The sequence below is a fragment of the Pseudomonas sp. 2822-15 genome (assembly GCF_002742515.1).
GTDB lineage: Bacteria > Pseudomonadota > Gammaproteobacteria > Pseudomonadales > Pseudomonadaceae > Aquipseudomonas > Aquipseudomonas salomonii.
This window is the reverse complement of record NZ_LJRY01000307.1, coordinates 1-400: the sequence shown is the minus strand read 5'-3', so window position 1 is coordinate 400 and position 400 is coordinate 1. Positions and strand designations below refer to the sequence as shown.

At 38.2% G+C, this 400-nt stretch carries 1 protein-coding gene and 1 pseudogene; both read right to left on the bottom strand.

Annotated features, from left to right (window positions below; translation table 11 throughout):
• On the bottom strand, nucleotides 1-124 hold a 124-nt coding region (locus AOA59_RS33670), incomplete at its 3' end, for a M23 family metallopeptidase (RefSeq protein ID WP_218212227.1).
• Nucleotides 125-223: 99 nt separating this feature from the next.
• A pseudogene (locus AOA59_RS33665) lies at nucleotides 224-355 on the bottom strand (G5 domain-containing protein); the annotation flags it as partial.
• Nucleotides 356-400: the final 45 nt, after the last annotated feature.

Here is a 400-nt window from a genome sequence, read left to right as displayed (position 1 = left end):
TATTATGATTGATTCGAATGGTATTACCATATCCATTTTCATAACCTGCAGAAGATACAGTACCATTGTCAGCAGCTAAGATATTATAGTTTGAAGGTCGAGCTATATCTATACCATTGTGCATTCGTCCCCAACGAGGTCCATATTGACTCGAGATATATCCTCCTACAGCTGGCCAAGTAAGGTCCCCTGTACCCCTTGATGGTGATGTTTTCGTTCCCCTAATAACAATTTTATTGGTAGGTTCTGTTATTACATCTTCATTTATGATGTCCTCTTCAACAGATCGACCATTTTCGTACTTGATTGAATAGTGTACAATTTTCTTTCCATCTTTACCTTCCTGGGATACATTCGTTGTCCCTTGTCATTCTTCACTATCATCAATGGTTTCAGTTTC